This window comes from Kocuria salsicia (assembly GCF_007681555.1).
GTDB lineage: Bacteria > Actinomycetota > Actinomycetes > Actinomycetales > Micrococcaceae > Kocuria > Kocuria salsicia.
This window is the reverse complement of the sequence record NZ_VELE01000002.1, coordinates 296094-319632: the sequence shown is the minus strand read 5'-3', so window position 1 is coordinate 319632 and position 23539 is coordinate 296094. Positions and strand designations below refer to the sequence as shown.

13 protein-coding genes are annotated in these 23539 nt (G+C 71.0%); 7 read left to right on the top strand and 6 right to left on the bottom strand.

The window, feature by feature from the left end; genetic code table 11:
- Positions 1-59 precede the first annotated feature (59 nt).
- A complete protein-coding gene (locus FS770_RS06190) occupies positions 60-3050 on the bottom strand; it encodes a DEAD/DEAH box helicase (protein ID WP_145010629.1) in 2991 nt (996 codons plus the stop codon).
- A gap of 172 nt (positions 3051-3222) precedes the next feature.
- Between FS770_RS06190 and FS770_RS06185 the strand changes: the two genes are divergently transcribed.
- From FS770_RS06185 to FS770_RS06170, 4 genes are all read left to right on the top strand, one after another.
- A complete protein-coding gene (locus tag FS770_RS06185) occupies positions 3223-6348 on the top strand; it encodes a hypothetical protein (protein ID WP_144942404.1) in 3126 nt (1041 codons plus the stop codon).
- A gap of 261 nt (positions 6349-6609) precedes the next feature.
- Positions 6610-8820, top strand: a complete 2211-nt coding sequence (betT, locus tag FS770_RS06180; protein WP_144942403.1) for a choline BCCT transporter BetT — start codon at positions 6610-6612, stop codon at positions 8818-8820.
- Positions 8817-10310 carry an aldehyde dehydrogenase family protein gene (locus FS770_RS06175; protein ID WP_144942402.1) on the top strand — a complete coding sequence of 498 codons (1494 nt, stop codon included), beginning with the start codon at positions 8817-8819 and terminating at the stop codon, positions 10308-10310. The genes betT and FS770_RS06175 overlap by 4 nt, the downstream gene beginning before the upstream one ends.
- 176 nt (positions 10311-10486) lie before the next feature.
- Complete coding sequence (locus FS770_RS06170) at positions 10487-12067, top strand: GMC family oxidoreductase (RefSeq protein ID WP_144942401.1); 1581 nt, start codon at positions 10487-10489, stop codon at positions 12065-12067.
- Between the two features lie 221 nt (positions 12068-12288).
- Here FS770_RS06170 and FS770_RS06165 read toward each other — a convergent pair whose 3' ends face one another.
- Both FS770_RS06165 and FS770_RS06160 read right to left on the bottom strand, forming a co-directional pair.
- Positions 12289-12585 (bottom strand): hypothetical protein, encoded by a 297-nt coding sequence (locus FS770_RS06165; RefSeq protein WP_126874927.1) that lies wholly within the window; start codon positions 12583-12585, stop codon positions 12289-12291.
- Between the two features lie 219 nt (positions 12586-12804).
- Positions 12805-14004 carry a glycosyltransferase family 4 protein gene (locus FS770_RS06160; protein ID WP_144942400.1) on the bottom strand — a complete coding sequence of 400 codons (1200 nt, stop codon included), beginning with the start codon at positions 14002-14004 and terminating at the stop codon, positions 12805-12807.
- Positions 14005-14120: 116 nt separating this feature from the next.
- Between FS770_RS06160 and FS770_RS06155 the strand changes: the two genes are divergently transcribed.
- Positions 14121-15965, top strand: a complete 1845-nt coding sequence (locus FS770_RS06155; protein ID WP_222126493.1) for a cell division protein PerM — start codon at positions 14121-14123, stop codon at positions 15963-15965.
- Between the two features lie 109 nt (positions 15966-16074).
- On the opposite strand, the gene FS770_RS13735 is transcribed toward FS770_RS06155, so the two are convergent.
- The gene (locus FS770_RS13735; RefSeq protein ID WP_153245895.1) at positions 16075-16719 is read right to left on the bottom strand and encodes a hypothetical protein; all 645 of its coding nucleotides are present in this window, start codon (positions 16717-16719) and stop codon (positions 16075-16077) included.
- An 86-nt stretch (positions 16720-16805) separates the two neighbouring features.
- On the opposite strand from FS770_RS13735, the gene purN reads away from it, so the two are divergent.
- On the top strand, positions 16806-17399 hold the full coding sequence (gene purN, locus FS770_RS06145; RefSeq protein ID WP_055083468.1) for a phosphoribosylglycinamide formyltransferase: 594 nt from the start codon (positions 16806-16808) through the stop codon (positions 17397-17399).
- A 175-nt stretch (positions 17400-17574) separates the two neighbouring features.
- Positions 17575-19185: a bifunctional phosphoribosylaminoimidazolecarboxamide formyltransferase/IMP cyclohydrolase gene (gene purH, locus FS770_RS06140; RefSeq protein ID WP_055083470.1), complete on the top strand. Its 1611-nt coding sequence runs from the start codon at positions 17575-17577 to the stop codon at positions 19183-19185.
- Positions 19186-19423: 238 nt separating this feature from the next.
- Here purH and FS770_RS06135 read toward each other — a convergent pair whose 3' ends face one another.
- The gene (locus tag FS770_RS06135) at positions 19424-19957 is read right to left on the bottom strand and encodes a gamma carbonic anhydrase family protein (protein ID WP_145010626.1); all 534 of its coding nucleotides are present in this window, start codon (positions 19955-19957) and stop codon (positions 19424-19426) included.
- A 117-nt stretch (positions 19958-20074) separates the two neighbouring features.
- On the bottom strand, positions 20075-23431 hold the full coding sequence (locus FS770_RS06130; RefSeq protein WP_144942399.1) for a beta-phosphoglucomutase family hydrolase: 3357 nt from the start codon (positions 23429-23431) through the stop codon (positions 20075-20077).
- Positions 23432-23539 lie beyond the last annotated feature (108 nt).

Here is a 23539-nt window from a genome sequence, read left to right as displayed (position 1 = left end):
ACTGGGGATCCTACGCGCGGGGCCGCGGGAGGTGCTTTCGGGAGCCCGAACTTGCCGGCTCAGACTCCGACGAGCGAGCGGATGTCGTCCGCGTTCAGGGTTGCGGAGAACACGCGCTCGTCGTCGAGCACGGCGCTGAAGAGGTCTGCCTTGCGGGTCTTCAGCTCCATGACCTTCTCCTCGATCGTGTTCTCCGCGACCATCCGGTAGACCATGACCTTCTTGGTCTGCCCGATCCGGTGGGTGCGGTCCACCGCCTGGTTCTCCGCGGCGGGGTTCCACCACGGGTCCAGGAGGTAGCAGTAGTCCGCCTCGGTGAGGTTGATGCCGAAGCCGCCGGCCTTGAGGCTCACGAGGAACACGGGGGCGCGGCCGCTGCGGAACGTCTCGAGGGCGCCCGCACGGTCCCGGGTGCTGCCGTCCAGGTAGGCGTATGCGATCCCGGCCTCGTCCAGACGGTCCGCGACGATCTTCAGGAAGCTGGTGAACTGGCTGAACACGAGTGGCCGGTGGCCTTCCTGGACGAGCTGCGGAAGCTGCTCGAAGAGCACGTCCAGCTTGGAGGACGCCGCGGTGGACTCGGGGTCCACGAGCGCTGGGTCCAGCGCGAGCATCCGCAGCGTGGTGAGCGACTGGAAGATGGTGAACCTGTTGCGGTCGAAGTCCCGCAGCAGCCCCAGGATCTTGGCGCGCTCGCGCTGCAGCCTGCGGTCGTAGGCGGCACGGTGCTCCGGGTTCAGACCCACCGGCAGCACGTGCTCGAGCTTGGGGGGCAGCTGCAGGTCCACGTCCGCCTTGGTGCGCCGCAGCATGAACGGGCGCAGCCGGGCCCGCAGCCTGGCCAGGGCGTCTGAGTCCATGGCGCGCTCGATGGGCCGCTGGTAGTGCTCCGTGAACTGCTTGCGCGAGGGGAACAGGCCCGCAGCGGTGAGGGAGAGGAGGGACCACAGCTCGGACAGGCTGTTCTCCATGGGGGTGCCCGTGATGGCGAGGCGGGTGCGGGCTCGCAGGTTCTTGACCGCGCGGTAGGCCTTGGTCCGCGGATTTTTCACGAACTGGGCCTCGTCCATGACCACTCCGGCCCAGTCCACGTCCTGGTAGGCCTCGGCGTCCAGGCGCAGCAGCGCGTAGGAGGTGAGCACCACGTGGGAGTGCGCCGCGGCGTCGGTCACCGAGTCCTTGGTGCTCGTGAGCACCGTGGTGCTCAGGGAGGGGGCGAAGCGGCGCAGCTCTGCGGACCAGTTGGCCACCACGGAGGTGGGGGCGACCACCAGGTACGGCGGGAGGTCCGGGTCCCGCTCCACGGCGCGCAGGACGGCCGCGATGGTCTGCACGGTCTTCCCGAGGCCCATGTCGTCCGCGAGGATCCCGCCGAGGTCGTGGTCCCACAGGAAGCTCAGCCAGCGGAACCCCTCGTACTGGTACGGGCGCAGCGTGGCCTGCAGCTGCGGGGGCACCGGCGGAGAGGGGATCTCGTCAAGGTGCGCGAGGGCGCGCACGCCGGTGCGCCACTGCTCGGCCTGCTCGGTGTCCGTGGCCAGCTCCTCGAACTGCTCCCACAGGCTGCTCTGGTACCGGTTAAGGCTCAGGGGTCCACCCTTGTCCTCCTGCAGGGTCCGGGCCTCGGCGATCAGCTCCCGCAATCGGATGAACTCAGGACGGTCCAGGGAGAAGTAGGAGCCGTCCGGCAGCAGCATGACGTCCTGGCCGCGGTCCAGGGCCTGGAAGATCTCGGAGAACGGCAGGTAATGCTCGCCCACGCGGACGGTCACTCCCAGCCCGAACCAGTCGTGGTGCTCGGTGGGCGCCGTGGAGACCGTGATCTGCGTGGGCTCGTTGACCTCCTCGTAGGCGGGGCGCCCGCCGGTCTCTTCGATGCGCAGGTCCGGGATCCTGCGCAACTGGGGGAGCCAGGTGCGCAGCAGCGTGAGTGCGTCCTCGGCGGCGTAGGAGCCACGCCGGAAGTCGAGGTCCGGGATCCTGCGGTGCACCGCCTGGACCATGGAGGACTCCCAGCCGGACTCCCGCGCCACGGCCTCGTCCCCCAGCGGGTCCAGGGGCCTGAACGGCAGCCGCACCCGTTCGCGGCCCTTCTGGTACTCCCACTCCCACTCGACACGCTCGGTGAGGTCGTCGTGGTGGAGGGTGAGTACGAACTCGGGATCCGCGACCTGCGGCAGCACCAGGGACTCCTCCCCGGCGGTCACGTGCATGCTCTGGTGCAGGCGCGGGAAGTAGCTATCGAAGAACTCCTCCACTCCTTCCTGCGGCACCGTCAACGTCTCGGCGCGGTCCAGGAACGAGCGCTGCTGCTGGTTCAGGCGCGTGCCGAGCGCCACGAGGTGCAACGGGAACTGGTTGAGGTCCTCCGCGGCATCGAGGGCCTCGGGGGTCGCCTGCGGGTAGAAGAGGCCGTGGCCGGGGTGGCCGATGATCCGCGTCCAGCGCAGGGGGATCTCCTTCTCGCCCACCACGACCTGCGGGTGCAGGCGCAGCTCCCCGTTCTCGCCCGGGTCCACGCGGACCTCGAAGCGGCCCGCGGGGTCCAGGACCACGGGGGCACCCGTGCCCCGGGAGACCAGCGGGATGCCGAGGGCCTCGGCGCGCGCGAGCAGCGGCCACAGCAGGGGTGAGGTGTAGCGCTCCAGGCGCAGCTGGTAGCGGTCCGCGGCGTAGCTGCCGCGGTGGGACTCAGCGAGCGTCCTCAGCTCCTCGAACCAGTCCAGCTGGTCGTCGTCGAGCACGCCGGAACGGGCGTTGGAGCCCAGGTTCGACCAGTCGATCCCGGAGCGCACCCAGCCGCGGCGTCCCCGCACCACGGGCCTCGCGGAGAGAGTCAGAGGGATCTCCCCGGGTGATTTCTGCCACGCCTTCGGGGCCCGGTTCTGCACGCGGACGAGGTCGAGCTCGAGCGCCGCGGCGGGACCGGAGTCCGGGTCCGCGACGACCCTGCCCCCGCCGGAGCGGGGCACGATGAGGGACAGCTCGCTGCGCCAGTCCGGATCCGCACCGGGCAGAGGGGCGTCCGGGAACTGCGCAGCACCAACCATGGCGTCTACCGTACCGTCCGGCCCGACGCCGGGCGGGCACGCACGGCGCGCGCCCGCGGCATCGGCCCTTCCGGGGACGGGCGGGCGGCCCGTGAGCGCGTGGCCGCCGGGAACCTATAATTGGGACGACTGTGACGATGACCGAGCGCCGTACGGCGCAGACGGAGGATTTGTGGCTGACGCTGCCGGTTTCCACACTGGGGACCACGCAATTGCATCCGGACCCCAGGAGGTCGAGTACCTGCGCTGGAACGACGCCGTGGCGCGCGCGTTCTTCGGCCCCAGGCGCGCGGGGGACCTCGTCCAGCTGGACCTGGACGAGAAGATGCTCGAGCAGATCGGCTCGGAGTTCGGGCTGGACGGCCCCTCGACCCTGCGTGCGCTCGCAGACTCCGTGACGCCCCTGCTCGTCACGGACGGCTCCCGCCGCTCCGTGTTCGACGCCTTCAACAAGCTCACCGAGGTCTGGTACCGGATGTCCCGGCGCCAGCTCGAGGACCTCACGAAGATCGGCCCTCCGCCCATCGTGGCGCTGCTCGCACTGCTCTCACTGGCGGGCCGGCACATGTCCGCGCTCGCGGCCCGCACGGGCAAGAAGTCCGTGTCCAGCTTCTACCTCCCGCTCGCGGTGCTGCTGCAGGCCGGGCAGGACAACGTCAAGGCGCTCGAGGCGTCCGTGCGCAAGGACTCCGAGACCTACTGGGACGCGCTGCGCTACTGGCTCGAGGCCTTCGACGGCCAGCTGGGCCTGCCCTCGGCGTACGCCGTCAACCACCGCCCGGTGGGTCTCGCGCTCTCCCAGACGCTGTTCGGGCCCTCGGAGCTGCGCCAGCTGCACCAGGTCTTCGAGGACCTCGAGCTGACCACGGCGCAGGGCCTCAGCGCGGGTGAGCTGGGCATCTACATCGACTTCTGGCTCGACATCGCGGACACGGACGTGTCCAGGAGCATGCGCAGCATCTGGTCCAACCCGCTCACGCGCGATCCCGCCCTGCAGGTGGCGCTGGCCCAGCTGGCCGCGTGGGAGTCTGCTCCGGACGACGACGCCGCGGCGGCCACCCGCGGCACGCGCCACCTCGGCACGCGCAGCCCGGAGCTGTCCCTCTCGGACGGTACGGACTACGTGGGCAACCCCGTGTACGAGCTGGGCTTCGTGGTGCCCAAGCGGCTCGTCCCGGGGCGCGAGGTTGACCTCGCGACCACCGCCGGGCCGCGCACGATGTTCCTGTCCTACATCGGAGACGCCTTCCTCGGCATCTCCGCGTACAGCGCCCGCATGACCAGCGACACGCTGCTCTCCGGGCAGCTCACCGTCACGGCGGGGGAGCTGACGCTCACGCGCAACCCACGCCCCGTCGTCGTCTTCGCCAAGGACGCCTACTCGGACACCTTCCTGTCCGTGGACCACGTGCCCGCCGCGTGGCCGTGCCGGATCATGGTGCGCAATGAGCCGGAATGGGTGGAGCAGATCCGCGCGATCCTGGACGACTCCGCGTCGCCGGACTACCGCGTGGTGGGCCCGGGCGAGAATGGCGTGGCGGAGGGCTGGGTGCTGTTCGACGACGTCCAGGTGCTGCGTGCCGGGGACCCCGCCCTGACAGTGAACGACAACTTCTCGGCGCTCGTCCCGCGACTGGTGCCTGCCATGACGCTCTCCGGCGGCCTGAGGATCCCCGGTGACGTGGACCGTTTCTCGGCACTGCGCCCACCGCAGCTGACCGTGACCTCCGACAGTGACGACCCCCTGTCGGTCGAGTGCGAGTGGCGCAACCCGCACTCGTTCAAGCTCGTGAGCACCAAGCTGACCCCGTCGCGCGTGCCCCCCTTCCAGGTGAGCCTGGGACGCACCGAGCTCGCGCTGCCGGACGGGCGCCTGAAGCCCAACGACTACACGCTCGTGCTGCGTGCCGGGCGCACCGTCAAGCAGCGCCTCGAGTTCCGCGTGAGGGACAGCTCGTACTACATCACGCAGCGCTCGCTGGGCTACGAGGGCGAGATGGTGCACGTGGCGCAGGAGCCACTGTGGCCCGTCACCGCCGTCACCCGGGACGAGCTCCCGGACGAGTACGTCCAGGGCTCCTTCGACAACATGGACCCCTGGGAGCAGGACGACGACGCCGCGACCGCCGAGGTGCCCGAGGTCCCGGGCTGGGAGTCCGCCGAGGGCCAGATGTTCCCGGAGCGCAGCAACGAGCTGCCCGCCGCGCCGGACGTCTCCTGCATGGTTACCGGCAAGCACAAGGTGATCCTTCCCCCGATGGATCCGAAGGCGAAGGCCGCGTGGGTCTTCGGGCGCTGCAAGTTCTGCGGTCTGACCAAGCGCTACCCCGGGCGGCTGACGAAGCTCTCCGCGGTGGGCCAGACCGGTTCCGTGGAGGCGCTGCAGTTCATCGGCCCGGACGAGGGTGAGTACCCCGGCTCGTGGGCGCCGCTGAAGGACGCCCTCACGTTCCTGGGCGGCGGCAAGCGCTCGAGCCTGTCCATCGTGGCGCGCCAGCTGGAGGACTCCGAGCGCTTCGAAGAGTGGTTCGTGGGCCATCTGCAGGCCCTCGGGTTCCTGGAGGTGATCCGGGACGAGAACTGGACGGCCCGCCGCTGGCAGGTGTGCTCGCCCGCGCTCACTCAGCTCGTGGACGGCTCCGTGCTGCTCACGGGCGGGTGGAAGACGGAGCAGGAGGACGCCGTCACCGCGGCTGTGGCGGCACAGGGCGGGGACGTCGTCGTGCTCTCCCCGGAGGATCACGCCACCACGATGCTCCAGGACGTGGACCTCGATGTCCTGAGCCGGGCACTGCCCAGCGGCATGTGCGACGTGGTCTTCGATGCCGGGCCCGTGATGCTCGAGACCCTGCCCCCGCTCTCCTCCGTGATCGCGCAGCTGCCGTTGCGGGAGATGCAGTACAACGGCGTGGCGGAGAGGTTCGTGCCGCAGGACGCCACATGGGAGCACACCGAGGACCGCAACCAGCCGGGGCTGTACCGGATCAACCACCACCACAAGACGCGCTACGCGTACCGCACCGCCGAGGATGTCGCTTCCGGCCACGCCCGGTCCGTGTCCTCGAACCTCGGCAAGCACGTGGTGGCACGCGAGACCGGAGTGGCGCTCGTGAGCTACGACCCCGAGCTGCGGCTGCTCTCAGTGCCCATCGGAGCCGCGCTGCCGGGGCTCTACGGGCGGGCCGCGGTGCTGTGCTCGGGGCTGCTGCCCACGCTCGTGGACGAGGACTTCTCCCTGAACTACGGGGACATCTCCCCGGAGTTCGCCCACACGCTGGTGGCCAAGCTGCTGGGGTGAACCGTCCGGTGCCGTCTCGTCCGTGCCGTTCGGGGACCCGCAGCGGCCCCGAACGGCACCGGGTGGCTCCTGTGCCGTCCCCCGAGCGGCACCGTGCAGCCTCCGCGTGCCGCCCGCTCGGCGGGTCCGGAGCTCCAGCGCGCGATGTGCCGTTCGCGTGCGACTGCCCTACAGTGGGAGGGCCGCAGCGGACTACCGTGCGGTAACACGACGTCTCGACCCCGGGTCGCCCGCGTCCGGCCCAGACATGTGGACCCTTCCATGAGTGAATCCTCGACCACACCTCCGCAGCCTGCCGGATCCTCCGTGAGCCGCGCCCACACCACGGTGAAGCCGGATCGACGAGCGCGGCCAGATCGGCCCCCGCAGCCAGATCGACCCGCGCAACCGGGGCAGTCCGCATCGGCCGATGCCGAGCCGCGGCTTCCGATCAACTGGCGGGTGCTGATCGCGGCTGGAACAGCCATCGTGGCGCTGTCCGTGTGGGCCATCATGGCTCCGGAGCACGCGGAGACCGTGATCGGCGGGGTGGTCGCGTGGGTGGGTTCGCGCCTCGGCTGGTTCTACATCCTCACCGCCACCCTCGTGATTGTCTTCGTGATCATGGTGGCCGCAAGCCGCGGGGGCACCGTGCGCATGGGGCCGGACCACGCGCGGCCCGAGTTCAACATGTTCACCTGGACGGCGATGCTCTTCGCCGCGGGCATCGGCGTGGACCTGATGTTCTTCTCCGTCTCCGAACCGGTCAGCCAGTACCTGGCGCCGCCCACGGGCGAGGGGGAGAGCCTCGAGGCCGCGCGCCAGGCGGTCGTGTGGACGCTGTTCCACTACGGGATCACCGGGTGGGCCATGTATGCGCTCATGGGGATGGCCTTCGGCTACTTCGCCTACCGCTTCGGGATGCCCCTGAGCATCCGCTCTGCGCTCTACCCCCTGCTGGGCAAGCGGATCCACGGGGTCGCGGGGGACGCGGTGGACACCGCCGCCCTGCTGGGCACGGTCTTCGGTGTGGCCACGTCCCTGGGCATCGGCGTGGTGCAGCTCAACTACGGGCTCAAGTCCCTGTTCGGCGTGCCCGAGAACCTCGCCGTGCAGTCCGCGCTGATCGCGCTGGGCGTGGGCATGGCCGTGGTCTCGTGCGTCTCCGGCGTGGACAAGGGCATCAGACGGCTCTCCGAGCTGAACATTGTGCTGGCCATTGGGCTCATGCTCTACGTCCTGGTCACCGGGCGCACCGCGTTCCTGCTGGACTCGATCGTGATGAACATCGGGGACTTCATCTCCCAGTTCCCCGGGATGACGCTGAACACGTTTGCATTCGAGGCGCCGCAGGAGTGGATGAGCGCCTGGACGCTGTTCTTCTGGGCCTGGTGGATCGCCTGGGCGCCGTTCGTGGGGCTCTTCCTTGCCCGGATCTCCCGCGGGCGCACCCTGCGCCAGTTCGTGCTGGGCACCATGACAGTTCCGTTCGCGTTCATCCTGCTGTGGATCTCGATCTTCGGGAACTCCGCCCTGGACCTCGTGGTGGGCGGCAACAGGGCCTTCGGTGAGGTGGCCATGAACACCCCCGAGCGGGCCTTCTACTCGCTGCTCGAGCAGTACCCCGGCGCCACCGTGGCGGCCTCGATCGCCACATTCACCGGTCTGCTGTTCTACGTGACGTCCGCGGACTCCGGGGCCCTGGTCATGAGCAACTTCACGTCCCGGATCGAGGACCCCAACCAGGACGGTCCCAAGTGGCTGCGCGTGTTCTGGGCCGTGAGCACCGGCGTGCTGACACTGGCCATGCTGCTGGTGGGCGGCGTGAGCACCCTGCAGAACGCAACCCTCATCATGGGCCTGCCGTTCTCGGTGGTCATGTACCTCATCATGGTGGGGCTGTGGCGTTCGCTGCGCGTGGAGGTCAGCTCCGCGGCCTCGGGCGCGGTGGCCAGCCGTTCTGCCGTGGCGGGTCGCACCGGGCGGGACACCCACTGGCGCTCCCGGCTCTCCCGGCTGGGCAGCTACCCGGGTGCCCGCGCAGCCCAGCGCTACGCGCGCGACGTTGTCGTACCCGCACTGACCACGTTTGCGGACGAGATCCGCGAGACCGGAGTGGGCGTCACGGTGCAGGCGAAGCCCGCCGAGGGCCACCCGGCCGTGGAGCAGGTGTGCCTGCACGTGGACCTGGCACCGGAACGGGACTTCGTCTACCGGGTGCATCCAGTGGCCTTCCCCACCCCGGGTTTCGGTGGCTTCCGCACCAACCCGGACTCTGACCAGTACTACCGCCTGGAGGTCTTCACGGCCACGGGTTCCCTGGGCTACGACGTCCTGGGGTACACGTCCGAGCAGCTCATCAACGACGCCCTGGACTGCTACGAGCGCCATCTCGAATTCATCCGACTCAACCACGACCACCCCGGAAGCACCCAGATCGGACTCCCGACGTCCGAGCTGGAGGTCACACCGACCAAGGAGGACGACGCATGAGCAGCACCCTGTACATCGACGGCCAGTGGGTCCCCGCCCTGCAGGGCGGCACCCGCACCATCCACTGCCCGGCGGACGGCACTGAGGTGGCCGTCGTCGCCGAGGCCACTGCCGAGGACACCGAGCGCGCGATTGCCGCCGCCCGTGGGGCGTTCGACGACGGCCGCTGGTCGGACGTGCCTGCGGGGGAGCGCGGCAGCTTTGTGCTGCGCGTGGCCGCCCGGCTGCGCGAGCGCGCCGAGGAGTTCGCCCGCGCGGAGTCCCTCGACACCGGCAAGCGCATCGAGGAGTCCCGCCAGGACATGTCCGACATTGCGGACTGCTTCGAGTACTTCGGCAAGATCGCGGCCGACGACGCCGGGCGCGTCGTCGACGCCGGGAACCCGGACGTCGTCAGCCGCGTGGTGCACGAGCCTGTGGGCGTGTGCGGGCTGATCACCCCCTGGAACTACCCGCTGCTGCAGGCCGCGTGGAAGATCGCCCCGGCTCTGGCCGCAGGCAACACGTTCGTCCTCAAGCCCGCCGAGCTCACCCCGCACACGGCCATCCTCATGATGCAGGTGCTCGAGGAGCTCGAGCTGCCCGCGGGCGTGGCCAACCTGGTGCTCGGCGCGGGCGCCCAGGCCGGGGCGCCGCTGTCCTCGGACTCGCGCGTGGACCTCGTCTCCTTCACGGGCGGACTCGTCACGGGCAGGGTGATCGCCCGAGAGGCCGCCGCGACCGTGAAGAAGGTGGCGCTGGAGCTGGGCGGGAAGAACCCGAACGTGGTCTTCGCGGACGCCGACTACGACGCTGCGCTTGACAACGCTCTCAACGCCGCCTTCGTGCACTCCGGGCAGGTCTGCTCCGCCGGCGCACGCCTGGTGGTCGAGGAGTCCATCGCCGAACAGTTCGTGGGCGACCTCGCTGCGCGCGCGGAGGCCATCCTGCTGGGCGGGCCGTTCGATGAGAAGGCCGAGACCGGTGCCCTGATCTCCGAGGCCCACCGCGAGAAGGTGCACGCCTACGTGGAGCACGCTCGTGAGCAGGGCGCCCGGATCCGCTGCGGTGGCCGGTTCGCGGAGGGCCCCTCCGCGGACGGCTCCCTGCAGCTGGAAGACGGCTTCTTCTACCTGCCCACGGTGATCGACAACTGCACCCCGGACATGGACTGCGTGCACGATGAGGCCTTTGGCCCCACCGTGACCGTGGAGACCTTCCGCACCGAGGAGGAGGCCGTGGCGATCGCCAACGACACCCACTACGGCCTCGCCGGTGCAGTGTGGACCCAGGACGCGGGCAAGTCCCAGCGTGTGGCCGGGAGGCTGCGCCACGGCACCGTGTGGATCAACGACTTCCACCCCTACCTGCCGCAGGCGGAGTGGGGCGGCATGAAGCAGTCCGGCGTGGGCCGCGAGCTCGGCCACGACGGGCTGGGAGAGTACCAGGAGACCAAGCACGTCTACCAGAACATCCGCCCCGCGGTGACCGGGTGGTTCCCACAGCACTGAGCGCCGCGCTCCCCCGAGGTTCGTCACACGGAGCTCAGCACCATTGAGCTCCTCCCCGCCGCGCCGGGTTCCGGCCCGGCGCGGCGGGGACACGAGTCACCGCCGACGACGCCGCGTGCGCACCGCCGCCGCGCGGGAGCGCCCACGGCGTCGGGCACCCACCGAACGGAGAACACATGAGTGAGAAGAACCCCATCGCCGAGTACGACTACGTGGTCGTGGGCGCAGGATCCGCGGGAGCGGTGGTCGCCGCTCGGCTGAGCGAGGACCCGGACGTCACCGTGGCACTGCTCGAGGCCGGGGACCACGACTCCGGCTACCCGGAGATCCTGCAGCTCAACCGCTGGATGGAGCTGCTGGAGTCCGGCCACGACTGGGACTACCCGCTCGAGGAACAGGAGAACGGCAACTCCTTCATGCGCATGGCCCGCGCGAAGGTGCTGGGCGGTTGCTCGTCCCACAACTCGTGCATCGCCTTCTGGGCGCCGTCGGAGGACCTGGACGAGTGGGAGTCCGTCTACGGGCTGGAGGACTGGAACTCGGAGACGGCGTTCCGGCTCTACCAGAAGCTTGAGAACAACGAGGACCCGGGCGCTCACCACGGCCACGACGGGCCCGTGCGGCTGCGCAACGTGCCCGCGGTGGACCCGTGCGGCGTCGCTCTACTGGACGCGGCCGAGCAGGCCGGGATCCCGCGCGCGGACTTCAACACCGGCAAGACCGTGACGCAGGGTGCGAGCTTCTTCCAGATCAGCGCGCGGGAGGACGGCACCCGCTCGTCCTCCTCCGTCAGCTACCTGCACCCCGCGCAGGACCGGGAGAATCTCACGATCCTCACCGGCACGCAGGTCAAGCGCGTGCTCTTCGACGAGAACCGCCGCGCCACCGGTGTGGAGGTCACGGACAACGCGTTCGGCAAGGCTCACAGGATCTCCGCCCGGCGCGAGGTGGTCGTCTCGGCGGGTGCGATCGACACCCCCAAGCTGCTGATGCTCTCGGGCATCGGCCCCGCCGAGCACCTGTCCGAGGTGGGCGTGGACGTGCTCGTGGACTCTCCGGGCGTGGGCTCGCACCTGCAGGACCACCCGGAGGCGGTCATCCAGTGGGAGGCGAAGAAGCCCATGGTGGAAGACTCCACCCAGTGGTGGGAGATCGGGATCTTCGACCAGGTGGACGGGGGCCTGGACCGCCCGGACCTGATGATGCACTACGGCAGCGTGAACTTCGACATGCACACCTACCGGCAGGGCTACCCCACGGCGGACAACGCGTTCTGCCTCACCCCGAACGTCACGCACGCCCGCTCCCGCGGCACCGTGCGGCTGCGCACGCGTGACTTCCGGGACAAGCCCCGCGTGGACCCGCGCTACTTCACGGACCCCGAGGGCTACGACATGCGGATCATGACGGCGGGCATCCGCCGGGCCCGCGAGATCGTCTCCCAGAGCGGGCTCTCGCAGTGGGCCGGCCGGGAGCTGTTCCCCGGAGAGGATGTCCAGAGCGACGAGGAGATCGCGGACTACATCCGCCGCACCCACAACACCGTGTACCACCCGGCGGGCTCGTGCCGCATGGGCCCGGCCACGGACGCGGACTCGCCCCTGGATCCGCAGCTGCGGGTCAAGGGCGTCAGCGGGTTGCGGGTCGCGGACGCCTCGGTGATGCCGGAGCTCGTCACGGTGAACCCGAACATCACCGTCTACATGATCGGCGAGCGCGCCGCGGAGCTGATCCGCGAGGAGCGCGCCGGCGAGTAGTCGGGGCCAGGGCCCGACGCGACCCGCTGCGGGCGTCTCTGCCGGCTTCCGGCACGGGTGCGCCTCTCCTTGTGGGAGGGGGGCCCGGGGAGTGCCGGCTCCATGGGGCACCAGATCTTCGCGGCACCGACTCTGATGAGCACAGGTACATGAGAAGGGGCGGGCCCCGCACGTGGTTCACGCGCCGGGCCCGCCCTCTGTGCTGGGTGCGCAGCCGCGGCTCAGGCCGGCATGGGCTCCAGCTTGTAGAAGGAGGCGCCACCGGTCACGCGGGACGCACCCGGGACCAGGAGCCTGCGGTACTTGGCGCACCACTGGCCGCGGCCCTTGGTGTGCTGGGTGGCCAGGGCGAGCTCGCGGACGTCGTCCGCGAAGTACTCGTGGGGGGTGCCGTCCGATCCAGTGAGGGCGACGACGTGGCGGACGGGGTCCGCGTTGACGGTGACGTCCACCCACTGCTCGCGGGACTCGTTGCTCGCTTCGGGAGCTTGCGGGGGTGTCTGTGCTGCGGTGTTCATGTTCTGTGCCTCTGAGTTTTTCCTGGTTGCTTGCCGGGGCCACAGGTGTGGACACGGCCGCTTCGTCATCCAATCCACCCCTGAACCGAGGGTTGGCGTGTGCCGAGTTGGAGCTCCGGTTGCGCGCGGGCGTGGTGCCCGTGCGCAGGCACATCTCATGAAGTCGTTGTCGAGCCTATCCGCGTGAGCTGCGCCGCAACCAGGTCCGGGCCGAGAATGTCACCAAAATTTAACCAAGGTGCCGTTGCGTGCCAGGTGTGCAGTTCGGGTGCGTCGGGTGCGCAGCGTCGTGGGGCGCGGCGACGTCGCCATGGCACGTTCGTAGTGGCCGAGCAGCTCGTCGCACACGGCCTGCCAGGTGCGGTCCCGGACCGTGCCCCGCGCGGTGGCGGCGAAGGCGCGGCGCTTGGCCTCGTCGCCCACCAGGTCCTGCACGAGCTCCCGCAGCCGTGCCGTGTTCCCGGGCGGGTAGAGCCACCCGTTGCGTGAGGAGTCCACGAGGTCCAGCGGCCCGCCGCGCCCCACCGCCACCACGGGGACGCCCGATGCCATGGCCTCCTGGATGGTCTGACAGAACGTCTCGTGCTCGCCGGGGTGCACGAACACGTCCAGGGAGGCCATCACCGCGGCCAGCTCGTCACCGGTGCGGAAGCCCTCGAAGTGTGCGCGGGGCAGCGCGGTGCGCAGCGCGTCCTTCTCAGGCCCGGAGCCCACCACCACGAGCCGCGTGCCCGGCAGGGAGTCCAGCACCGCCAGGTCCGCCACCTGCTTCTCCGGTGCGAGCCGGCCCACGTAGCCCACGAGCCTGCGTCCCTGACCCACGCGTTCGCGCCACGCGTGGTCCCGCAGCTCGGGGCGAAAGCGCACGGTGTCCACGCCCCGGCGCCACAGGTGCACGCGCTGCACGTCGTGGCCCCGCAGCTGCCGCAGGGACGCCGTGGACGGCGCGAGCGTGAGGGTGGCGGCGTTGTGCATCGTGCGCATGTGTGCCCACAGCGCGGTCTCGAGCACTCCCGCGCCGTAGCGCGCCGCGTAGCCGGGCACGTCTGTCTGGTAGACCGCGACGCTCGGCAGGCCGAGGGCGGCAGCAGCCTGGATGGCGCGCCACCCCAGGACGAACGGGGAGGCAACGTGCACCACGTCCGGAGCGAAGCGGCTGAGCACCCGCTGCATCCGGTGCACCGTGCAGCCGGCCACACGCACCTCCGGGTAGCCGGCGAGGGGCAGGGACGGTATGCGCTCCACGTGCACCCCGGGCAGCCCGGGCTCCGCACCGGGAAAGAGACCCTTCTCGTAGGACGGGGCAACGACCATCACGCGGTGCCCGTGCGCCCGCAGGTGCTCCACCACTCGCAGCACCGAGTGGGTCACACCGTTCATGTGGGGGAGGAACTGTTCGGCGACCACTGCGATTCTCATGCCCCCACCGTGGCGGGTCCGGTCCACGGGCGGGTCACGCGGCAGTGACGCGCCGGTGAAGAACGGGCGAACACGGCTGCGGGCCCCGCCCCCGCGGACGTGGAAAGATGAAGCCGATGAAACTTCCCTCTGTGCCCGGCGCGATCTCGGGCGTACGCGACCGATTCACCACCCGCGGCTCCAGCAACCGGGACTCCAGCAACCCGGGCTCGGGCACCAGTGGCTCCACTGCCGCGGGTGCCACCGGGCGCACCCGACCTCCGCGTGGCGAGAACCCGGGCATGCCCATGCCCCTGGCACTGCAGGGCGTGATCGAGCTGCTCGTGGTGGCCGTGGTGGGGTTGCTGCTCAGCGCAGTGCTGCTCGGCGCCGTGTGGGTGGCCGGCGGCTTCGCGACCCTCGGGGCCGCGGGCAGCTTCCGCCTGGCCGGCCAGGTCTGGCTGCTCGCGCACTGCACGCCCCTCACCATCGAGTCCGTGCAGGGCCTCTCCCTGGACGGCGGCGGCACGCTCACGCTCGTGCCCCTGGGGCTCACGCTCATCCCGTTCGGTCTGGCCGTGGTGGCCGGCCGCCGGATCGCGCGGGCGTGCTGGCGCGGCCAGTTCCTGGTGCCGTTCGTCGCGGGCATGATCGGCTACGGACTGTTCGCCGGTCTCGTGGGGCTGCTCAGCCGCACGGACCAGGTCCGGGTGGAGCTGCTGCCCGCCACGCTGCTGCCCCTCATTCCCGCGGGGCTGGGGACGCTCGTGGGCGGCTGGAGCGTCTCGCGCTCGCTCGCCGCGGTCCTCGGGGCCGACGCCGCCTCCTGGTTGGAGCGCACGAGCCAGTACTCCCGCTGGGCGGGCTCCTACGTGTGGGCCGTGATCCGGGCGGGCTTCCTGGCCGCCGTGGCCGCGGTGGGCGCCGGGGCCCTGCTGTTCGCCGTGACGCTGCTGTGGCACTGGGACCGCGTGGTCACCGTCTACCAGGACCTCGGCGCGGACGCGGCCGGGGACACCGCGCTCACGGCGCTGCAGTTCGGCTACCTGCCCAACCTGGTGCTCTGGGCGCTCGCATGGGCCACCGGCGCGGGGTTCTCGCTCGGCACCGGCACCATCACCTCTCCGTTCGAGAGCGTCCTGGGACCGCTTCCGCAGGTGCCCGCGCTCGCGGCGCTGCCTTCCGGTGACCCCTGGGGTCTGGCCCCCGCCGTGCTGGTGCTGCCGGTGCTGGCGGGTCTGCTCGCGGGGTGGTGGTTCTGCCGCGAGGGCGAGAACCACCTGGACGACTGGATGGCCATCCGGCTGCCCCTGCGGTGGTTCACGTTCCTGCTCTCCACGCTGCTCACGGTCGTGTTCATCGCCGCCGTGGGCGCTGGCCTCGTCTCGCTGCTGACGTGGCTGTCCAACGGGTCGCTGGGCATCGGGCGCTTGACCACCGTGGGTCCCCAGACGTGGCAGGTCTTCCTGTGGCTCGGCGCGGAGTTCGCGGTTGGCGCCGCGCTCGGCTACGTCCTGGGGCCCTGGCTCGAGCGGGAGGGCTACCGCTCGCGCGCGTGGCAGGCGGACGACGACGCGGCGGATCCCGATCCCGTCGACGACGTCGATGCGGCGGCCGGAGCGCGGCGCGGACGCACCGCGGCCCGTGGGGTCTCCCCCCAGTCCGTGGCTCCCGGGGCAGGTGTTCCCCGGACCCCCGCGCCGTCCGCATCCGTCACGGATAGTGCGCCACACGCTGGTGGGTCCTCCGCCGTGGGCGCCACCCGGCCGGCCGAGCGGCCCGCCGCGGCTTTCCCTGTCCATTCCGGTACCCGTCCGCGCACGCGCGCGGACAACGGCGCCGGCACCCGAGAGACCCCCGCGGAGGAGACGTCGGACCGGGTGGCTCGGCGGGCAGAGGCCAGGCAGCGCAGGGCCGCGAAGAAGTCCGCGAAGCGCAAGGCCGCCCGGCTCGCCGCGCTGGACGAGGACGACCGCGGGTAGTCTTCAGCGGGTGCCGTGCCCGCGTCACGGACCGCAACCGGACGAGAAGAACGCCGTGGCCGAGCTGGATCCGTGGACGGATACGTTTCCCGGGCCCTCCAGCCAGTGCTCAGCGGTCCGTGGGGCTCGTGGTCGGTGTGGGCGAGGGAGTGGCAGAGGCGCTCGCGGAGGGTGAGGCCGTGGTGGGGTCCGACCCGGGGGTGGCGGACGAGGTCGTCCTCGCGCTGGGATCCGCGCTGGCGTCTGCACCGGGGGACGCGTTCGGGCCGGCGGTCGGGGACGCCGAGTCCTGCGGGAAACCCGTCTGCAGCGGGGTGCCCGAGAAGTGGTGCCACACGTTGTCGGTGAGCTGCTGCTCGCAGCGCTCGGTGGAGGACAGCGTCAGCGTGTTCTCGGTGCACTGCTGGAACGCCTCGCTGGCGGGCCAGACCACCAGGCGCGTGCCGCCGCCCACGGCGTTGAGCACGCCCCACGCGATCGCGAGGATGGCCAGGGCCGTCACGACCCCGCGCGAGGTGGTGCCCCGGGAGCGCACGAGCGCCACGAGGGCGAGGACGGTTCCCGTCACGGCGGCGAGCACTCCCGCGGCCGTGGACCAGATCCCGCCCATCACGAGGGCGGATGACAGGACGGAGAGGCCGGCGCCCGCCGTGGCGAGCCGGACCCATCCGGAGCCGTCCTGGCGGGGGCCCGTGGCCGGGCCGCCCGGGCGCTGGTCGTGCGGTGCTGTGCCCCGGGGGCCGGATTCGTGCATGCCCTCCACTGTAGGGGAGGCGCGGGGCAGCCCATGCCCCCCGGCGGCGCAGCGCGCCGGGTGTGGCGCACCGATAGCATGGGTCCATGCGCTTAGTGGTTCTCGTTTCAGGCTCCGGCACCAACCTGCAGGCGATGCTCGACGCCCTGCACGCGGGGGAGGAACCGGTGGAGATCGTCGCGGTGGGCGCGGACAAGCCCTGCCAGGGACTGGAGCGCGCGGAGTCCGCCGGCATCGCGACGTTCGTCGTCCCGCCCGGCGAGCACGTCGACCGCGCGGACTGGAACCGCGCACTGCAGCGTGCTGTGGCGTCCCACCACCCGGACCGCGTGGTCTTCGCGGGGTTCATGCGGATCGTGGACGCCGAGTTCGTGGCCGCGTTCCCCGGCCTGATCGTGAACACGCACCCCTCGCTGCTGCCCTCCTTCCCCGGTGCCCACGCGGTGCGCGACGCCCTGGCCTACGGGGTGAAGATCACGGGTGCCACGGTCCACGAGGTCGTCGCGGACGTGGACGCCGGACCGGTCCTCGCCCAGGTGGCTGTGCCCGTCGCCGAGCAGGACACCGAGGGCGAGCTGCACGAGCGCATCAAGGCCGCGGAGCGGGAGCTGCTCGTGAGCACGCTGGCACGCCTGGCGCGTGAGCACGACGGCGCGCAGGCCCCTGGGGCGCGGCCGTAGACTGGAACGGGCGGTCCGCAGGACCTCCGGCGGCCCTCTCTGCATGGCGAGGGGCGCGGGGAGGACCCGCGGGCGACGTCGCCGTCCCACCCCAGCTCCACACCAGCGGTGTCCACCGCGCTCCCCGCCCGGGCGGCACCGCTGCACTTGAACCCACGTCTGCACTGGAGAGTCTGTGAACACTTCCGACCTGAACCGCGTGCCGCTCAAGCGGGCACTGGTCTCCGTCTACGACAAGAGCGGTCTGGAGGACCTCGCGCGCGGGCTGCACGACGCCGGCGTGGACATTGTCTCCACCGGCTCCACCGCCAAGACCATCCAGGCTGCGGGCGTGCCCGTCACCGAGGTCTCCGAGGTCACCGGTTTCCAGGAGTGCCTGGACGGGCGCGTGAAGACCCTGCACCCGCGCGTGCACGCGGGAATCCTCGCGGACCGCCGCAAGCAGGAGCACGAGGACCAGCTCGAGGAGCTCGGAATCGACCCGTTCGACCTCGTGATCGTGAACCTCTACCCGTTCCAGGACACCGTTCGCTCGGGCGCTGCCCAGGACGACGTCGTGGAGCAGATCGACATCGGCGGGCCCTCCATGGTGCGCGCGGCGGCGAAGAACCACGCCGCCGTCTCCGTGGTCGTGGACCCGGCGAGCTACCCGGACGTCGTGCGCGCCGCGCACGAGGGCGGCTACGACCTCGCGGCCCGCCAGAAGCTCGCGGCCGCCGCGTTCGCCCACACCGCCGCGTACGACACCGCGGTGGCCACGTGGACGGCCCAGCAGTTCGACCACGACCCCGAGGCCAACTTCTGGCCGCCCTACGCCGGGCTGGCGCTGCAGCGCGCCGAGTCCCTGCGCTACGGCGAGAACCCGCACCAGAAGGCTGCGCTGTACACCAACGACGCCGCGTCCCCGGGTGTTGCCCAGGCAGAGCAGCTGCACGGCAAGGCCATGTCCTACAACAACTACGTTGACGCGGACGCCGCCGTGCGCGCCGCCTACGACTACGAGCAGCCCGCCGTGGCCGTGGTCAAGCACAACAACCCGTGCGGCGTGGCCGTGGCGACCCCGGATGCGGCCGACCCGATCGCGGACGCCCACCTCAAGGCCCACGCGTGCGACCCGCTGTCCGCGTACGGCGGAGTGGTGGCCGCGAACCGCACGGTCACGGGGGAGATGGCGCGCAACCTCAAGCCGATCTTCACGGAGGTCGTGATTGCCCCCGGCTTCGAGCCCGAGGCGCTGGAGGTGCTGCAGGCCAAGAAGAACATCCGGCTGCTCACCCTGCCCGAGGACTTCACGCGCGATCCGCTCGAGTACCGTGCCGTGTCCGGCGGCACGCTGTTCCAGCAGGCCGACCGCCTGGACGCCGAGGGCGACGACCCCGCGAACTGGGCCCTTGTCTCCGGGGAGCCCGCGGACGAGCAGACGCTCGCGGACCTCGAGTTCGCGTGGCGCTCCCTGCGGGCCGTGAAGTCGAACGCCATCCTGCTCGCCCACGACGGCGCCTCCGTGGGCATCGGCATGGGCCAGGTCAACCGCGTGGACTCGTGCCGGCTGTCCGTGGAGCGGGCCAACACGCTTGCCGAGGATGGTGCCGAGCGCGCCCGCGGGGCCGTGGCGGCCTCGGATGCCTTCTTCCCGTTCGCGGACGGGCTGCAGGTGCTGCTCGACGCCGGTGTGAAGGCCGTGGTCCAGCCCGGCGGCTCCATCCGGGACGAGGAGGTCGTCGCGGCGGCCGAAGCGGCCGGCGTGACCATGTACGTCACCGGGGCGCGGCACTTCTTCCACTGATGATCCACTGAGCCGTCCCCGCCTGGGCTGACACCGCCCGCCCCGGTCCTGATTATGGTGCTCCACCTGCGCTGGGCCTCCGGAAGCACACGGCACAGGTACGCAGAAGGCCCGCACGTCCCTCACGGGGGTGCGGGCCTCTGGCGTTGCGGGGCCGGTCGGCCCGTTCAGAGTTCAGCGTGCTCAGAATTCGGCCCGGCCCATTCAGCAGGTCAGCGAGTTCAGGGGGCAGGTGCGCTCAGGAGTTCAGTGCCCGGTGCTCCCGGGAGAGACCGATGTAGTTCTGCGCGTTGCGACTCACCCCGTGGCGCTCCTGCTCGGTGAGCTGGCGCCGCACCTTCCCGGGGACCCCCGCCACGAGGGAGCCGGGCGGGACCACCTGACCCTCCAGCACAACGGTCCCGGCGGCGATCAGGCTGCCGCTGCCCACCACCGCGCCGTTGAGCACGGTCGCATTCATGCCCACCAGGACGTCGTCCTCGAGCGTGCAACCGTGGACGACGGCGCCGTGGCCCACGCTCACCCGCTCGCCGATCGTCGTGGGATGGCCCGGGTCCGAGTGGACGCTCACGTTGTCCTGCAGGTTGGAGTTCGCCCCGAGCGGGATGGGCGAGCGGTCACCGCGCACCACGGCCCCGTAGAACACCCCGGAACCGGGACCCACCGTGACGTCGCCGATGAGGGTTGCGGTGGGTGCCACGAACGCCGTCTCCGCCACGGACGGGCGGTGGGGGCCGTAGGGCAGGATCAGGGGCTCGTGCTGCGGTGTCATGCGTCACAGCATAGTGCGGGATGCTCCTCACGCCGGGGCGTGGTGTCCCGTGGTGCGGACGACGACGCCGCCCCGCACGGTGGCGGGGCGGCGTCGTCGTCGGCGGTGCCGGGAGGCTCAGTCGCGGCCCTCGTCCGAGACGAAGCGACGCTTGAGCGCTGCCATGGCCTTCTCGGGACGGCGGGATTCCCGGTGGCGCAGCGCCACGGAGATCTTCTGCCCGCCCTTGAGGACGTACTCGGCGCCGTTGACGTGGATGGTCACGGGCGCGGCCTTCACAGAGACGCCCTCGAGCTCAAGGATGTCGTGGTCCAGCGAGACCTCGATCACCTGGCCGCAGTAGAGCACCGTGAAGTCCACGGCGTCGAGCTCGCGGGGCAGGGCGGGCTGGAACTCGAGCCAGTTCCCGCGCACGCGCAGCCCGGCGTAGGCGCGGGTCACCACGTCCACGGAACCGGCCATCGCCCCGAGGTGGATGCCCTCGCCGGTGGTCCCTCCCTGGGTGTCGTCCATGTCGATCATGAGCGAGTCCTGGAAGGAGCCCCAGGAGCGGTCTGGGTCCAGCCACGCGAGCACCGCCGCGTTGACCACGCGGGACAGCGAGGAGCCGTTGGAGGAACGCGCGATGTAGTGGTCCACGGTGCGCTGCACGGCGTCGAGGTCCGTGGTGTAGCCCATGCGGGCCAGCTCCTCGATCACGCCGTCCGGACCCAGCAGGTAGACGAGCATGATGGTGTCCGCCTGCTTGGACAGCTTGTAGTTGTTCGTGAGGTCGCCCTCGTTCTCCAGCAGCAGGTCCAGGCGGCCGATGTTGCGGTACTTGCTGCGGTAGAAGTCCCAGTCCAGCTCGAGGAGGTCGTCGTAGCCCTCGAACTGCGCGATCGTGCCGTCCGCGTTGAACGGGACGTACATGTTCTTGGCCATGTTCAGCCAGGTCTGCACCTCCCGCGCGGAGATCTCGAAGCGCGACTCGAGCTCCTCGCGCTGGTGCTCGACCATGTCGTGGAAGATGTGCGCCGAGTGGCGGAACAGCCAGGACGCCAGCACGTTGGTGTACGCGTTGTCCTTGAGTCCTCCGCCGTGCTGGCCCGCCGGGCCGTCGTGGTACTCGTCCGGGCCCATGACACCCGCGATGTGGTACTTGCCGTCGTGCGAGTCGTACTCCGCGAGGGACGCGAACAGGCGGGTGATGCCGATGATCAGCTCCGCGCCGTGGCCCGAGAGCCAGTCGATGTCCCCGGTGGACTCGTAGTACAGCCACGCGTTGTACGCGATCGCCAGGCCCACGTGGAACTGGCGCCAGGAGTTGTCCGGCAGCCAGCGGTGCGAGTGGTGGTTGTAGAGCTCCGGCGGGGTTTCCTCGCGGCCGTCCGAGCCGGACTGCCACGGGAACGCCGCGCCGTAGAGGCCGATGTCCTGCGCGCGCTGCTGCGCCATCGCGAGCCGGCGCCAACGGTAGGAGAGCAGCGAGCGGGTCACGTGCGGCTGGCGCATGTTGATGACGGGCAGAATGAAAAGCTCGTCCCAGAAGATGTGGCCGCGGTAGCCCTCGCCGTGCAGACCGCGGGCGGGGACACCCGCGTCGCGCAGCGACAGGTGAGGGGCCAGCGTCTGTGCGGCGTGGAAGAGGTGCGTGCGCACCGCCAGCTGGGTGCTCAGATGCTGGGGGGTGTCCTCCGCGGACTCCAGGGTGACCTCGTAGCGGTCCCACAGCCGCGCCCACTCGATCTCGTGGGACGCGAGCAGCTTGCGCACGCCGAACGGGGTGCGGTTCAGCTCCGCCAGGGCGCCCTCGCGCGGGGAGCCGATCGCGGCGTCGCGGCTCGTGACCACGGCGGTGGTGCTGTCCACCAGCACCGGCGCCTCCGGGGAGATCTGCACGGTGTGGCGGCGGAACTCGATGCCGCCGGGGCGCACCTCGCGGCGCTCGCGCACAGGCGACTCGGAGTCGACGCGTGTGCGCTGGGCCATCGCGATCTCGATCTTGGACTGGGACGTGCGCACCAGGGACAGCAGGGTCTCGTGCTCGTCCGGCAGCGTGGTGGACTCCAGCAGCACCAGGTGGTGGGCGTTGAGCTCGCGGTACTCGGCCACGCCGCTGTTGGTCACGGCCGGGTCCACGCCCGTGCGCACGTGCAGGCGCCCGGTGTAGCCTCGCGAGACGATCCGCGTCTCCTGCGCGCCCAGGTGGCGGTGGCGCAGCGAAACCAGGCGCCGCTGGATGATCTCGAGGCTGCGGGCGGGCTCGTCCGTGTTCGGATCGGCGTCCGCGTCCGTGAGCACGAGCGTGCGGGTCAGCAGCCCGCGGCGCAGGTCCAGCTCCTCGCGCTCGTGCGAGGGAACCAGCCCGCCCTCGGACCACCACTGGCCCTCGGAGAAGCGCAGGTCCAGGTGCAGCCAGTTGGGGGCGTTGACCATTGACTCGTGCTCCACGTCCCGCCCGTTGAGGTGGCTGAGCACGCGGTTGAACACGCCGGCCAGGTACGTGCCGGGGTAGTGCACGGAGTTCGCCGGGAACTCGCACGCGGCGCCGCGCACACCCATGTAGCCGTTGGCCAGGGTGAGCAGCGCCTCGCGGCGGGGCTCGGACGCGGGGTCGAAGCCGTCGAAGACGAGTGCCCAGGGATCGGTGCGCCGCGCGCCCAGGTCCAGCTCACCGACGTCGTTGAGCACCACGTGCGCGCCGGCCCGGTACAACCGCTCGCGGGCGCCGTCCCGGTTGATGCCCACGACGAGCGCGAAGCCCCCCGCGGCGCCGGCCTGCACGCCGGCCACGGCGTCCTCGACGACCACGCTGTTGGCCGGGTCCACGTCCAGCAGTCGGGCGCACTCCAGGAAGGTGTCCGGCGCGGGCTTGCCCGGGAGATCGTGCTCGGCGGCCCAGTTGCCGTCCACGATGCGGTCGAACGAGTCCCGCAGCCCGGCCGCCGCCAGCACGACGTCGCTGTTGCGGCTCGCGGTCACCAGACCCACGGGGACCCCGCCCTCGCGCAGCCGCTCGATCAGCGCCACGGTGCCGTCGAACACGCGCACGCCGTGGACGTCGAGCTCCTCGTGGAAGTAGCCGTCCTTGGCCGCGGCCTGGCCCTGCACGGTCCAGTCTCCGGGCTGCGGGTCCTCGCGGTTCTCGGCCTCCGGAAGCATTGCGCCGCGCGCGGCGAGCAGGGCGCGCACGCCGTCCTCGCGGCGTCGTCCGTCCACGTACGTACGGTACTCGGCGACCATGTCGAAGGGGGAGCGGTCCACCTCGTCGCCCTCCTGGGCGGGTTCGAGGCGAGGGTCCGCGAGCAGCTCGTCGAACAGCTTCTTCCACGCGCGCGCGTGCACGCTGGCGGTGTCCGTGACCACGCCGTCCATGTCGAAGATCACCGCGGAGTAGGAGGTGCGCAGCACGTCCACCGGGTGGGAAAGGACGGGTCCGTCCGCGACGCGGGGCATGGCCGTGGTGAACGGGGCAGTGGGAAGAGCGTTCACGGTGCGGGAACTCCTAGCACGGGGAAATGAGGGCCTGGATCGGGTGCTGCGGGTGCGCATGTTCACTGGTCGAGGGCCGTGGCCCGGCATCGTCGCGGGGCTCCGCGC